Origin of the sequence: Micromonospora coxensis (assembly GCF_900090295.1) — a bacterium.
GTDB lineage: Bacteria > Actinomycetota > Actinomycetes > Mycobacteriales > Micromonosporaceae > Micromonospora > Micromonospora coxensis.
In genome coordinates this window covers 2418817-2431792 of the sequence record NZ_LT607753.1, presented here as the reverse complement: position 1 = coordinate 2431792, position 12976 = coordinate 2418817, and the positions used below count along the sequence as shown (strand labels likewise).

At 75.6% G+C, this 12976-nt stretch carries 11 protein-coding genes and 1 pseudogene; 7 read left to right on the top strand and 5 right to left on the bottom strand.

Features of this window, described 5'->3' with window-relative positions; genetic code table 11:
- Window positions 1–287: 287 nt before the first annotated feature.
- From erm to GA0070614_RS10830, 5 genes and pseudogenes are all read left to right on the top strand, one after another.
- A pseudogene (erm, locus tag GA0070614_RS10850) lies at window positions 288–1079 on the top strand (ErmE/ErmH/ErmO/ErmR family 23S rRNA (adenine(2058)-N(6))-methyltransferase); the annotation flags it as partial.
- Between the two features lie 82 nt (window positions 1080–1161).
- Entirely contained in the window at window positions 1162–1800 is a 639-nt protein-coding gene (sigK, locus tag GA0070614_RS10845; protein WP_088975841.1) for an ECF RNA polymerase sigma factor SigK, read from the top strand.
- Window positions 1797–2534 carry an anti-sigma factor gene (locus GA0070614_RS10840; RefSeq protein ID WP_088975840.1) on the top strand — a complete coding sequence of 246 codons (738 nt, stop codon included), beginning with the start codon at window positions 1797–1799 and terminating at the stop codon, window positions 2532–2534. Before sigK ends, GA0070614_RS10840 begins: the two co-directional genes overlap by 4 nt.
- A gap of 95 nt (window positions 2535–2629) precedes the next feature.
- The gene (locus GA0070614_RS10835) at window positions 2630–3268 is read left to right on the top strand and encodes a fasciclin domain-containing protein (protein ID WP_088975839.1); all 639 of its coding nucleotides are present in this window, start codon (window positions 2630–2632) and stop codon (window positions 3266–3268) included.
- 35 nt (window positions 3269–3303) lie between these two features.
- Window positions 3304–5052, top strand: coding sequence for a molybdopterin-dependent oxidoreductase (locus GA0070614_RS10830; protein WP_088975838.1), 1749 nt, complete (start codon window positions 3304–3306; stop codon window positions 5050–5052).
- Between the two features lie 12 nt (window positions 5053–5064).
- On the opposite strand, the gene GA0070614_RS10825 is transcribed toward GA0070614_RS10830, so the two are convergent.
- Window positions 5065–5256 carry a DUF2795 domain-containing protein gene (locus GA0070614_RS10825; RefSeq protein ID WP_088975837.1) on the bottom strand — a complete coding sequence of 64 codons (192 nt, stop codon included), beginning with the start codon at window positions 5254–5256 and terminating at the stop codon, window positions 5065–5067.
- 90 nt (window positions 5257–5346) lie between these two features.
- On the opposite strand from GA0070614_RS10825, the gene GA0070614_RS10820 reads away from it, so the two are divergent.
- The gene (locus tag GA0070614_RS10820; protein ID WP_088975836.1) at window positions 5347–6603 is read left to right on the top strand and encodes an erythromycin esterase family protein; all 1257 of its coding nucleotides are present in this window, start codon (window positions 5347–5349) and stop codon (window positions 6601–6603) included.
- A 55-nt stretch (window positions 6604–6658) separates the two neighbouring features.
- Here GA0070614_RS10820 and GA0070614_RS10815 read toward each other — a convergent pair whose 3' ends face one another.
- The 3 genes from GA0070614_RS10815 to GA0070614_RS10805 all read right to left on the bottom strand — a co-directional run bounded on the left by GA0070614_RS10815 (window position 6659) and on the right by GA0070614_RS10805 (window position 9902).
- Window positions 6659–8836 (bottom strand): MMPL family transporter, encoded by a 2178-nt coding sequence (locus GA0070614_RS10815; RefSeq protein ID WP_088975835.1) that lies wholly within the window; start codon window positions 8834–8836, stop codon window positions 6659–6661.
- A 13-nt stretch (window positions 8837–8849) separates the two neighbouring features.
- Window positions 8850–9428 (bottom strand): TetR/AcrR family transcriptional regulator, encoded by a 579-nt coding sequence (locus GA0070614_RS10810; protein WP_088979364.1) that lies wholly within the window; start codon window positions 9426–9428, stop codon window positions 8850–8852.
- A 78-nt stretch (window positions 9429–9506) separates the two neighbouring features.
- Window positions 9507–9902 carry a winged helix-turn-helix transcriptional regulator gene (locus GA0070614_RS10805; protein ID WP_088975834.1) on the bottom strand — a complete coding sequence of 132 codons (396 nt, stop codon included), beginning with the start codon at window positions 9900–9902 and terminating at the stop codon, window positions 9507–9509.
- A 79-nt stretch (window positions 9903–9981) separates the two neighbouring features.
- On the opposite strand from GA0070614_RS10805, the gene GA0070614_RS10800 reads away from it, so the two are divergent.
- Window positions 9982–11484, top strand: a complete 1503-nt coding sequence (locus GA0070614_RS10800; RefSeq protein ID WP_088975833.1) for an MFS transporter — start codon at window positions 9982–9984, stop codon at window positions 11482–11484.
- Between the two features lie 55 nt (window positions 11485–11539).
- Here the strand turns inward: GA0070614_RS10800 and pdxR are convergent, their stop codons facing one another.
- A complete protein-coding gene (gene pdxR, locus GA0070614_RS10795; RefSeq protein WP_088979363.1) occupies window positions 11540–12949 on the bottom strand; it encodes a MocR-like pyridoxine biosynthesis transcription factor PdxR in 1410 nt (469 codons plus the stop codon).
- Between the last annotated feature and the right edge of the window lie 27 nt (window positions 12950–12976).

The window sequence follows — 12976 nt, the reverse complement described above, 5'->3', positions numbered from 1 at the left end:
GCAGCCCCTGGACCGGGGTATTCGCCCACCCCGGCCGGCTCGCCGGGGGCGTCCGACTCCGCATCGCGCAGCCGGGTGCAGAACCGTCGGGCAGGTCCTCGACCGGGGTGTCGCGTAACCGGGTGCAGAGCGCTCTGCACCCGCCGACGCGAACCGACGGTCGCCCTCGCGCGCCCGCGTCCTGACGCCGATCTCCAGGGTCGTCCGAGTCCCGATCCGCTCGGACAGGCCCGCCGTCGTGCCGCCTGTCCGGACCGTCGCCGACCGGCGACAGACAGGACGATTTCGTGGCGCCCCGCCGAACCCGTACCACCGCACGTGACCGGTCCCGTCGCGTGCTGTCCCAGAACTTCCTCGTCGACCCGGCCGCCGTCGCACGGCTGGTCCAGGCGGCCCGACTCACCCCCGACGACCTGGTGCTGGAGGTGGGGGCCGGGCGAGGACGGCTGACCCGCCCGCTCGCCACCCGCTGCGGCCGGCTGGTCGCGTACGAGGTGGACCCGACCGTCGCGCCGGACCTCGCCGCGGTCTGCGCGCGGCTGCCCCGGGTCACCCACCGACAGGTGGACTTCCTCGCCTCCGTCCCGCCCGACGAGCCGTTCCACGTCGTCGGGAACATTCCGTGGTCGCTGACCGCCGCGGTGGTCCGCTGGTGCCTGGCCGCGCCCGGCCTGCGGGCGGCCACCCTGCTCACCCAGCTGGAGTACGCCCGCAAGCGCAGCGGCGACCACGGCCGGTGGAGCCGGCTGACCGTCCTCACCTGGCCGGAGCACCACTGGCGGCTGGCCGGGCGGGTGCCCCGCGGCGCGTTCCGTCCGGTGCCGGGGGTGGACGGCGGGATCCTGCGCGTCGAGCGCCGGACCGAGCCGTTGCTGCCCCCGGCGGCGCTGCCGGCGTACCGGAGGATGGTGGAGCTGGGCTTCGGCGGCGCCGGCGGCTCGCTGGCGGCCTCGCTGCGCACGGCGCATCGGCGGGCCCGGGTCGACGGGGCGCTGCGGGCCGCCCGGCTGGACCCGGCGACGCCGGTCGGGCTGGTCTGGCCGGAGCAGTGGCTGGTCCTGTTCCGCCTGCTGCACGCGGTGGATCCGCACCCATCCGGTCCGCCGTCCGCGCCGAATGCCTACCGTGCTGGCAGCAGGAGCGGACGGAGGGCGGGGCCGGATGACCCACGGCGACATCGACGGTGACCGCACCCCACCGCCCGAGGGCGGGCCCCGACTGCGGGCGGTCCCCGACGTGCCGGACCCGCGCGCCGAGGCCGACGACCTGCTGCGCGCGGTCGCCCGCGGCGACGAGGCGGCCTTCGAGCGGCTGTACGCGCTCGTCTCGCCCCGGGTGCACGGGCTGGTGCGGCGGGTGCTGCGCGATCCGGCGCAGGCCGAGGAGGTGACCCAGGAGGTACTGGTCGAGGTGTGGCGCACCGCCGCCCGCTTCGACCCGGCCCGGGGCTCCGCCACCGCCTGGGTCTTCACCATCGCGCACCGGCGCGCGGTGGACCGGGTCCGCTCCGAGCAGGCCGGCGCCGAGCGGGTCCGCAGGGTCGCCGCGGGCTCCGGCGAGACGCCGTACGACGAGGTGGCCGAGGAGGCGGCGGCGCGGCTGGAACGCCAGCAGGTGCGCCGCTGCCTCACCGAGCTGACCCAGGTGCAGCGGGAGGCGATCACGCTGGCCTACTACGGCGGGCACAGCTACCGGGAGGTCGCCGGCCTGCTCGACACCGCCCTGCCGACCGTCAAGACCCGGATGCGCGACGGGCTGATCCGTCTGCGCGACTGCCTCGGAGTGGAGCTGGGCCGATGACCGACATCCACGCGCTGGCCGGCGCGTACGTGCTCGACGCGGTCGACGACGTCGAGCGGGCCGCGTTCGTCCGGCACCTCGACGCCTGCGAGACCTGCGCGCTGGAGGTGGCCGAACTGCGCGAGGCGGCCGCCCGGCTCGCCGACCCGACCTGGTCCGTACCGCCGCCGAGGCTGCGCGACGCGGTGCTGGCGGAGATCCGGCGTACCCCGCAGGAACGCCCCGGCCGGGCGGGCCGGGACGGGCCGGCGGCGCGCGGCCGGTGGCGGCGCCGGTTGACCGCCGCAGCCGCCGCCGTGGCCCTGGCCGGCGGCGCGGGCGCGGCCACCTGGATGGTCCAGGAGCAGCGGGTACGCGACGCGCGCGAGGCGGCGGTGTCGGCCCGGGGCGAGACGGAGCGGGTACGGGCGGTGCTCGCCGCCCCGGACGCGGTGGTCCGCACCGGGGCGGTCCCGGCCGGTGGCCGGGTCACCCTGGTGGCCTCCGCCGCCCGTGACGAGGGCGTGGCGCTGCTCGACGGGTTGACCGCCCCGGCGGCCGGCCGGGCCTACCAGCTCTGGCTGATCGAGGGCGCCACCGCCACCTCGGCCGGTGTCCTCCCGGCCGGCCAGGGCGCGGGGACCGTGCTGGTCGGCGGGGTACGCGGCAAGGGCCTGTTCGGGGTGACCGAGGAGCCGGCCGGGGGCTCGGCGCAGCCGACGATGACGCCCCTGGTGGCGTTGGTCCTGACCTGATCGGCCAATTTTTCCCGGATCCGACCCATCCGGTCGGGTCCGGGCGACGAATCCCTCTCAGACAGCAGGTTTCACCCGATGGAGGGATTCACCCGATGCGCCCCACGAAGTTCACCGCCGTCGCGTTCGCCGCCACCGTCGCCCTGGGCCTCGCCGCCTGCGGTGGCGACAGCGAGGACACCGGTGCCGCCGCTCCGGCCACCAGCGCCCCGATGCCCAGCAGCGCCCCGGCCAGCACCGCCCCGGCCATGGCCGACGGTCAGTTCGGCCCCGGCTGCGCGGGTGTGCCGACCGACGCGTCGAACCCGGGCAGCTTCGCGGCGATGGCGAAGGTGCCGGTCGCCACCGCCGCCTCCGGCAACCCGCTGCTGAGCACCCTGGTCGGCGCGGTCAAGCAGGCCGACCTGGTCGACTCGCTCAACAGCGCCCAGGGCGTCACCGTCTTCGCCCCGACCAACGACGCGTTCGGCAAGATCCCGAAGGCCGACCTGGACAAGGTGCTCGCCGACAAGAAGACGCTCACCGACGTGCTGACCTACCACGTGGTCTCCGGCCGGCTCGCCCCGGCGCAGCTCGCCGGCACCCACAAGACGCTCCAGGGCGGCGAGGTGATGGTCGGCGGCAGCGGCACGGAGTTCACCGTCAACGGCAACTCCATGGTGGTCTGCGGCAACGTGCAGACCGCCAACGCGACCGTCTACATCGTCGACTCGGTCCTGATGCCGAAGTCCTGACCGCCGCCGGACGAGCCGTGGAGAGGAGGTCCACCGTGCGTCGTGTCCTCGTACCGGCCGGATCGGGACTGCTGGCCGCCGCCGCCGGGGTGGCGCTCGCGGAACTGCTCGCCACGGCCGTCCGGCCGCAGGCCGCACCGATCGTCGCGGTCGGCGCCGCCGTCGTCGACGGGGCGCCGACCCCGGTCAAGGAGTTCGCCGTCCGCACCTTCGGCACGTACGACAAGCCGTTGCTGATCGGCGGGATCGGGCTGGCGCTGGCACTGCTGGCCGCCGCCACCGGGGTGCTGTCCCGGCGGCGTCCGCTGCTCGGGCTGCTCGGCCCGGCGGTGCTCGGCGCAGCCGGCGCGCTCGCCGCGCTGACCCGCCCCGACGCCCGGCCGGTGGACGCCCTGCCGGCGCTGGCCGGCGCGGCGGCGGCCGCCGTCCTGCTGCGCGTCGTGCCGCTGCCGGGGATCGGCCGGTCGCCGCGCACCGGGACGGCGGTCCGGACCCCGGCCCCACCGGCCGCCGGCACACCGGAGGGGGCGTCGCCGCCGCTCCCGGCCGGGTCGTCGGCGTCCGAGCCGCAACCGGAGGGGACTCCGGTGCCGGTGCCGCTCCCGGCCGGGTCGTCGGCGTCCGCGCAGCTTTCGTCCGGTGCGCCGGTACCGGCCGGGTCGCCGGTGTCGACGAGGCTGCCGGCCGGATCGTCGGCGTCGGATCCCGGCGGCGTTGCCGGCCCGGGCGGGCCGACCCGGCGGGATGTGGTGCGCAACGGCGTCGCGGTGGCGGCGGGGACCGTGCTGGCCGGTAGCGGCGCGGTGCTGCTGCGCCGGGAGGGAGCGGTCGACGCGGCCCGGTCCCGGGCGGCCGTCCGGCTGCCCGCCCCGGTGAGCCGGGCGACGCCGCTGCCGCCCGGCACGGCCCCCGGTTTCCACACCCGCAACGCCGACTTCTACCGGGTCGACACCGCGCTGACCGTGCCCCGCCTCGACGCCGACGCCTGGCGGCTGCGGCTGCACGGGATGGTCGACCGGCCGGTGGAGCTGGACTTCGCCGCCCTGCTCGACCGGGGGCTGGTGGAGCGGGACATCACGTTGAGCTGTGTCTCCAGCGAGGTCGGCGGCCCGTACGTCGGCACCGCCCGGTGGCTCGGCGCGCCGCTCGCCCCGCTGCTGCGCGAGGCCGGCGTGCGTGCCGGCGCGGATCAGCTCGTCGCCCGTTCGCAGGAGGGGATGACGATCGGCACGCCGCTGGACACCCTGCTCGACGGGCGGGACGCGATGCTGGCGGTCGGCATGAACGGCGAGCCGCTGCCCTTCACCCACGGCTTCCCGGTGCGGATGCTCACCCCCGGCGTCTACGGGTACGCCGGCTCCTGCAAGTGGGTGGTCGAGCTGGAGGTGTCCACCTTCGACGCGTTCGATGCGTACTGGGTGCGGCGGGGCTGGGCCCGGCGGGCACCGGTGAAGACGGCCTCCCGGATCGACCGGCCGACGCCGTTCGCCCGGCTGGACGCCGGCCGGGTGGTGGTCGCCGGGGTGGCCTGGGCGCAGCACCGGGGCATCGCCGCCGTGGAGGTGTCCGTGGACGGTGGCGACTGGCGGCCCGCCGAGCTGCTCCCCACCGCCTCCACCGACACCTGGGTCCAGTGGCGGTACGCCTGGCCGGCCACCCCGGGCGGGCACAGCCTGCGAGTACGCGCCACCGACGGCACCGGCGCGGTGCAGCCGGAGCAGCGTCGTCCGCCCTTCCCCGACGGCGCGACCGGCTGGCACACGGTCAGCGTGACGGTCACCTGATCCGGCGGCCCGTCAGGCCAGTGTGGCCAGCGACTCGTGCAGCTCGGCCGGGTCGTTGAACTGCTCGGCGGGCAGGGCCCGGAGCATCTGGAGCAGTTCCGTGCTGCCCCCGTTCTCCTGGGCCCACCGGATGAGGTCCTCGCGGGAGACCGGATAGTCGAGCCCGGCCAGGTACTCCTGCAACTGCACCCCGGTAACGGTCATGCCGCCCGGCTACCCCCTCAGCCCGCCGCCACACCCGCCGCCCCGGCGCGGCGGGGTGTTTGTCCGCCGGGCCGCCGGGTAGCCGCTCGCATGCTGGTTCAGCGGCTCGGCGCGCCGAGCGACTTCGACCCGTTGCTGGCGCGCGTCCGGGACGCCCGGGTGGTGATGATCGGCGAGGCCACCCACGGCAGCTACGACTACTACCGGCTGCGTGAGCAGCTCACCCGCCGGCTCATCGCCGAGCAGGGCTTCTCGTTCGTCGCGGTGGAGGGGGACTGGCCGGACTGCGATCGGGTGAACCGGTCGGTGACCGGCGCGCCCGGCGGGGCGGCGGATCCGCGTGTCGCGCTGGAGAGCTTCGCGCGGTGGCCCACCTGGATGTGGGCGAACGCCGAGGTGGACCGTTTCTGCCGTTGGTTGAGGGCGTGGAACGCGGAGCGCCCGGAGGGCGGGCGCGCGGGCTTCCACGGGCTGGACGTCTACAGCCTCTGGGAGTCCATGCAGGCCATCTTCGACTACCTGGGCGAGGAGGACCCGCGCTCGCTGGAGGCCGCGCAGGACGCCTACCGCTGCTTCGAGCCGTACGGCAGGCGGGTCGAGGAGTACGGCGCCGCGAGCCGGTTCGTCTCCGCCCGGTGCGAGGAGGAGGTGGTGCGGCTGCTGGCGCGTACCCGTGAACACGCCGTGGCGGACGGCCCGGCGGCCTTCGCGGCCTGGCAGAACGCGCAGGTGGTGGCCGGCGCGGAGCGCTACTACCGGGCGATGGTGCACGGCGGACCGGAGTCGTGGAACGTCCGGGACATCCACATGGCCGACACCCTGGACCGGCTGCTGGAGCACTACGGTCCCGGGTCCCGGGGCATCGTGTGGGCGCACAACACCCACGTCGGTGACGCCCGGGCCACCGACATGGCCGACGGCGGCATGGTCAACATCGGCCAGCTCGCCCGGGAGCGGCTGGGCTCCGACGCGGTCGCGCTGGTCGGCTTCGGCGGCTACCGGGGCACGGTGATCGCCGCTCCGCGTTGGGGCTCACCGGCCGAGGTGATGGTGGTGCCACCGGCCCGGGAGGGTTCGCTGGAGCGGCGGCTGCACGAGCTGATGCCGGAGCGGGCGGTGCTCGTCCTCGGTGGACCCGACCAGCCGGAGTGGGCCACCGCGCCGCTCGACCACCGCGCCATCGGGGTGGTCTACGACCCGAGCTTCGAGTCCTGGGGCAACTACGTGCCGACCCGGCTGGCCGACCGGTACGACGCGTTCATCTGGTGCGACGAGACCACGGCGCTGCACCCGCTGCCCGCCCTCCCCGCGGTGGGCGAGATGGAGACGTACCCGGCGGGCGTCTAGGACACCGGACAGGGCCCCCGCCGGGTGCGGCGGGGGCCCTGGTCACGTAGGCCGGTCAGACGTTGGCCGGTTCCCGGTCGAGGTGGGCCCGCAGCCCCTCGCCCTCGACGTCCACGTTCGGCAGGACCTTGTCCAGCCAGCGCGGCAGCCACCAGGCGGAGTTGTTCAGCAGCGACATCACCGCCGGGACGATGGTCATCCGGACCACGAACGCGTCGATCGCGACGCCGACGGCCAGCGCGAAGCCCATCGACTTGATGACCGGGTCGTCGAGGAAGACGAAGCCGCCGAAGACCGAGATCATGATCAGCGCGGCGGCGGTGACCACCCGCGCGCCGTGGCCCATGCCGTTGATGGTGGCCTGGTGGGCGGTGTCGCCGTGCACGAAGTCCTCCCGCATCCGGGAGACGAGGAAGACCTCGTAGTCCATGGCCAGGCCGAACAGGATGCCGATGAGCAGGATCGGCAGGAAGCTGATCAGCGGGCCGGGGGTGTCCAGGCCGACCAGGCCGGCCAGGTTGCCCTGCTGGAACACCCAGACCGTGATGCCGAAGGTGGCGGCCACGGTGAGCAGGAAGCCCAGCGCCGCCTTGACCGGCACCAGGATCGAGCGGAACACCAGCATCAGCAGCAGGATCGACAGGCCGACCACGAGCAGCAGGTAGACCGGCAGCGCGTCGGTGAGCTTCTCGGAGACGTCGATGCCGATCGCGGTGACGCCGGTGAGCAGCACCTGCGCGCCGCCGATCGAGCCGACCTCCGCCCGGATGTCGTTGACCAGCGTCTCGGTGGCCGCGTCGGTCGGCCCGGTCTTGGGGATGACCCCGAGCAGCGCGGTCCGGCCCGAGGGGTCGACCTGCGGCGGGGCCACGGCCAGCACGTTCTCCGTACGCTGGATCAGCGCGGTCACCTGCGGCACGGCGGCCTGGGTGGTCTGCGGCGAGTCGGAGGTGACGACCACCGCGAGCCGGCCGGTGAAGCCGGGGCCGAAGCCCTCCCGGATGACGTCGTTGCTGACCCGGGCCGGGGTGCCCTCCGGGGCGGTGGCGGCGTCCGGCAGGGCCAGCCGCATGTCCTGGGCGGGCAGCGCGAGCAGCCCGAGGCCGAGCACGCCGACCAGGATCACCGGGACGCGCAGCTTCGTCACCCAGTGCGCCCAGCGGAAGCCGAAGCCGGAACGGTCCTCCGAGCCGGTGGCGGGGGACTCGACCGCCTCGCGTCCGCGCAGCTTGCGGGGCAGCACCCGACGGCCGGCGAAGCCGAGCAGCGCCGGGGCGAGGGTGATGGCGACCAGCACCGCGACGGTGACCGTGCCGGCGGCGGCGAGACCCATCACGGTGAGGAACGGGATGTCCACCACGGCCAGGCCGGCCAGCGCGATGACCACGGTCGCGCCGGCGAAGACCACGGCGGAGCCGGCGGTGCCCACGGCCCGGCCGACCGCCTCGTCCGGCTCCAGCCCGTCGAGCAGGTTCTGCCGGTGCCGGGAGGTGATGAAGAGCGAGTAGTCGATGCCGACCGCCAGGCCGAGCATCAGGGCCAGGATCGGCGCGGTGCTGGTCAGCTCGACCACGCCGCTGAGGGCGAACAGGCCGGCCATGCCGACGCCGACGCCGATCAGCGCGTTGAGCATGGTCATCCCGGCGGCGACCAGCGAGCCGAAGGTGATGACGAGGACGATCGCGGCGACCAGCACGCCCAGCGCCTCGGTGGAGCCGACCTCCGGCTCGGCGTTGAGCACCTCACCGCCGGGCGCGATCTGCCAGCCCTGCGCCTCGGCCTGCGCGCCGACCTTCTCGTACGCCTCGCGCTGCTCGTCGGTCACCGCGTCCGCGCCCTCGGCGAACTGCACCTGGACCAGGGCGTACCGGCCGTCGGGGGAGAGCGCCTGGACCTGGAACGGGTCGACGGCGCCGACCACGCCGGGCAGCGCGGCGGCCTCCTGGACGACCTGGCCGACCACGGCCTGCCCCTCGGGGGTGCCGAGCTGGCCGGGTGCGGGCGCCTTGACCGCGATGGTGCCGGTCGCGCCGCTGGCCGCCGGGAACCGCTCGGCGAGCAGGTCGAGCGCCTGCTGCGACTCGGTGCCGGGCATGGTGAAGTTGCTCGCCGTGGGGCCCTTCAGCGTCGCCGCGGCGACGCCGAGGCCGACGAGTACGACGAGCCAGACGGCGACGACGAGTCGCCGGCGGCGCAGTGAGGCCCGGCCGAGCCGGTACAGCAGGGTCGCCATCAGATCCTTGTCCTCAGTGGTTGACGGATGGGGCGGGTGGTGGTGGCGGGTCCAGCGGGGCCAGCACCCGTCGGGCGATGGCCAGCAGGGCGCGACGCAGCTCGTCGTCGGGGACGTCCACGAACTCGGCGCACGCCTCGGGGATCCCGGCGAGCAGCACCAGGGCGGCGATCCGGGCCGCCACCCGGTCGGTGTGCCCGGTGAGCGCGTCGATCAGCCGCTCGGAGATCCGTTGGACGTGGGCGAACGCCGGTTGCGCCAGCAGGTCGGGGAACTCGCCGCGGAGCAGGGCGATCTCCCGACGGAAGCGCACCGCGAGGTCGACGAAGCCCTCCGCGGCGGCCCGTTGGGCGTCGGCGCCGTCGAGGCCGGCGAGCTGTTCGTCGAGCTGCCGCAGCACGTCGAGCGGCTTGGCCATCAGCTCGGCGAGCAGGGCCTCCTTGTTGGCGAAGTGGTAGAGCACCGCCGCCTTGGAGCAGCCGACCTCCCGGGCGATGTCCTGCAACGAGGTGCCCTTGTAGCCGGTCACCGCGAACCGCCGCGCCGCGGCGGCCAGGATGTCGCCGTGCGTCTGCGGGGTCACGCGAGCCATGCCCACCAGCATGCCTGACCGATCGGTCAGAGCCTGACCGATCGGTCAGAGTGATCGGGTGGCCTTCGCCACACCCGCTCAGTCGTCGGTGACGCCGTGCTCCCGGTCGTACGCCGCCCGCGCCGCGCTGATCGCCAGCCGGTGGCGCTCGGCCCAGTCGGTGAGCGCCACCAGGGAGTCGTACAGCTCCCGCGCCATCGGGGTGGCGGTGTACTCGACCTTGGGCGGCACGGTCGGGTACACCTTCCGGTGCAGCAGGCCGTCACGTTCCAGGTTGCGCAGGGTCAGCGTGAGCATCCGCCGGCTGATCCCCTCCACCTCCCGCTCCAGTTCGGTGAAGCGGACCGGCCCTCGGGCGGCGGCGACCAGGATGCCGATGCTCCACTTGCCGCCCACCCGGTCCAGCGCCTCCCGGACGGTGCAGGCCCGCGCCTGGGCCGCGCCGATGGTCACACAGTCGTTCCCCTGGGACACGAAAGTGCCTCCTTCCGCTCGGTGTCATGGTCACAGACGATGTCCTCGGTAACAAACCGTGCACCCAGGGAGTGACCCGATGGGAGACCGCTGGAAGGCGCTGCTCGTCCTCTGCGCCGGCAGCCTCATGATCATTCTGGATGGCAGCATCGTCGCGGTGGCGCTGCCGGCCATCGACGACGACCTCGGCTTCTCCGCGACCGGGCTGGCCTGGGTGGTGAACGCCTACCTGGTCGCCTTCGGCGGGCTGCTCCTGCTCGCCGGCCGCCTCGGCGACCTGGCCGGTCGCCGCCGGGTCCTCCTCGGCGGGGTCACCCTCTTCACCCTCGCCTCGCTGGCCTGCGCGCTCGCCGTCGACCCGGCGACCCTGGTCGTCGCCCGGTTCCTCCAGGGCGCGGGCGGCGCGCTCACCACCGCGGTCGGCCTCGGCATGATCGTCGCGCTCTTCCCCGCCCCGGCGGAGCGGGCCCGGGCCATCGCGGTTTTCAGCTTCACCGGGGCCGCCGGCTCGTCCATCGGGCTGCTCGCCGGCGGGCTGCTCACCGAGTGGGCCGGCTGGCGGGCGATCTTCCTGATCAACCTGCCGATCGGGGCGGCCATCCTGGCCGGCGCCCTGCGGTGGGTGCCGGGGGACCGGGGGGTCGGACTGCGCGGCGGGCTCGACCTGGCCGGCGCGACGCTGGTCACCGGCGGGCTGATGGCCACGGTGGTCGCCATCGTCGGCACCGGCGAGCACGGCTGGACCTCGCCGCGCACCCTCGCCGCCGGCGCGCTGGGCGTGGCGCTGCTCGGGGGTTTCGCGCTGCGGCAGATGGTCGCCGCCCACCCGCTGCTGCCGCCCCGGATCCTGCGTACGCCGGACCTGGTCGCCGCCAACGTGGTGCAGTTCCTCGCGGTGGCCGCCTTCTTCGGCTTCCAGTTCCTGCTCGCGCTGGAACTCCAGCTCGTGCTCGGATTCGCGCCGGCCGCCACCGGACTGGCCTTCCTGCCCACCCCGGTGATGATCGCGGCGATCTCGCTCGGACTGGCCGGCCGGCTGATCGCCCGCTACGGCGGACGGGCCGTGCTGGTCGCCGGACTGGGCCTGGCGGTCCTCGCGTTCCTGCTGCTGGCCCGGCTGCCGGCCGACGGCCGGTACCTGACCGACGTGCTCCCGGCGATGCTGGTCTTCGGCCTGGCCGGCGGGCTGACCCTGCCGGCGGTCACCACGCTCGCCATGGCCGGCGCCGACCCGGCCGACGCCGGACTCGCGTCCGGGCTGGTCAACACCACGCAGCAGGTCGGCGGCGCGCTCGGGCTCGCCGCGCTGGCCACCCTCGCCGCCGCGCGCAGCGACGGCCTGCGGGACGCCGGCTGGGTCGAGGCGGAGGCGCTCGCCGCCGGCTACCGGACCGCGTTCACCGTCGCCGCGGCCCTGGTCACCGCCGCGCTGCTGGTGGCGCTGACGGCGCTGCGCCGCCCCACCCGGCCGGCGGTCGAGCAGGCCACTGCGACCGATCGCGGTGCCGTGGCCGAGCCCGGCGCGATGACCGCTCCGGCCGCCGGGGTCGAGCGGGATGCGGTGGTCGAGCGGGTCGGATGAGCCGGGCGGCGCCGTCGGACACGGGGGCCGGCGGCGCCGCCGGGCCGGGCCGTGGTCAGGTCCGGCCGCCGGTGGTACGCAGCACGTCGGCGAGCACGTCCAGGGCGGCCGGGTACCGGTGCCCCGGCGCGGTGGCGTACCCGACGACGAGGCCGGGTGCACCACCACTGCCGGGGTGGTGCCGGTGCGCGTCCAGGCCGGCCAGCGCCAGCCCCCGGGCGCTCGCCCCGGCCAGCACCTCGGCCTCGCCGGGCCCGTCCGGCGGCAGCGCCACGGTGGCGTGCAGCCCGGCCGAGACCCCGCCCACGGCCGCCCACCCGCCGAGGCGCTCCAGCAGCAGGTCGCGTCGCTGCCGGTAGCGGCGGCGCACGGTCCGTACCTGCCGGTCGTACCCGTGGGTGGTGATCAGGTCGGCGAGGGCGAGCTGCCCGACCACCTCGGTCTGCACGTCCAGGTGCCGTTTGGCCTCCACCACCGGCTCCACCAGCCGGGCCGGCAGCATCAGCCAGGCCAGCCGCAGCCCCGGCCCGAGCGTCTTGGCCGCGGTGCCGACGTACGCGACCTGCTCCGGGGCCATGCCCTGCACCGCGCCGACCGGCTGCCGGTCGTAGCGGAACTCGCCGTCGTAGTCGTCCTCCACCACCAGGGCGTCGGCGTCGCGCGCCCAGCCGGTCAGCGCGTGCCGGCGGGCCGGGTGCAGGGTCACCCCGGTCGGGTACTGGTGCGCCGGGGTGAGCACGGCGGCGGCGACCCCGGCCAGCGCGCCGACGCCGAGCAGGTCGGTCCGCGCGCCCCGGTCGTCCACCGGCAGCGGCAGCACACGGGCGCCCTGGCGGCGGACCACCTCGCGGTGGAAGGGCAGTCCGGGGTCCTCCATCGCCAGCACCGGCGGGCCGGTGCCGCGCAGCACCGTGGTGAGCAGGACCAGCGCCTGCGCGTACCCGGTGGTGACCACGATCCGCTCCGGGTCGGCGAGCAAGCCCCGGGCCCGGCCCAGATAGCCGGCGAGCGCGGCGCGCAGCTCGGGACGCCCGCGCGGGTCGCCGTACCCGTACGCGCTCACCGGCGCGACGGCCAGCGCCCGGCGGGTCGCCCGCAGCCAGGCGGTGACCGGGAAGGCCGCCAGGTCGGGGCTGCCCGGGCGCAGGTCGTACCGGGGGGTGGCGGGGCCCGCCGGCCGGGCGGGGGAGGGCGGCGGGATCTGCCGCAGCGCGCTCACCTCGGTGCCGGCGCCGACCCGGGCCACCAGCCAGCCCTCGGCGACGAGCTGGTCGTAGGCGGCGCTGACCGTACCCCGGGCCAGGCCCAGTTCGGCGGCGAGCGCGCGGGTCGCGGGCAGCCGGGTCGACGGCGGCAGCCGCCCGTCCCGGATCGCCGCCCGCAGGGCGCGTTCCAGACCGGCCCGGCGTCCGCCGGTGGCGTCCAACTCCAGGTGCAGGTCGACGCCGAAACCGGCCCAGTCCATCGACACGGGATTGGAGCTTAGGCGTGG

Excerpts from the sequence above, each read along its gene's own strand:
- sigK (WP_088975841.1), top strand. The coding sequence starts at position 1,162 with ATGACCCACGGCGACATCGACGGTGACCGCACCCCACCGCCCGAGGGC.
- GA0070614_RS10840 (WP_088975840.1), top strand. The coding sequence starts at position 1,797 with ATGACCGACATCCACGCGCTGGCCGGCGCGTACGTGCTCGACGCGGTC.
- GA0070614_RS10835 (WP_088975839.1), top strand. The coding sequence starts at position 2,630 with ATGCGCCCCACGAAGTTCACCGCCGTCGCGTTCGCCGCCACCGTCGCC.
- GA0070614_RS10825 (WP_088975837.1), bottom strand. The coding sequence starts at position 5,256 with ATGACCGTTACCGGGGTGCAGTTGCAGGAGTACCTGGCCGGGCTCGAC.
- GA0070614_RS10820 (WP_088975836.1), top strand. The coding sequence starts at position 5,347 with ATGCTGGTTCAGCGGCTCGGCGCGCCGAGCGACTTCGACCCGTTGCTG.
- GA0070614_RS10815 (WP_088975835.1), bottom strand. The coding sequence starts at position 8,836 with ATGGCGACCCTGCTGTACCGGCTCGGCCGGGCCTCACTGCGCCGCCGG.
- GA0070614_RS10810 (WP_088979364.1), bottom strand. The coding sequence starts at position 9,428 with ATGGCTCGCGTGACCCCGCAGACGCACGGCGACATCCTGGCCGCCGCG.
- GA0070614_RS10800 (WP_088975833.1), top strand. The coding sequence starts at position 9,982 with ATGGGAGACCGCTGGAAGGCGCTGCTCGTCCTCTGCGCCGGCAGCCTC.
- pdxR (WP_088979363.1), bottom strand. The coding sequence starts at position 12,949 with ATGGACTGGGCCGGTTTCGGCGTCGACCTGCACCTGGAGTTGGACGCC.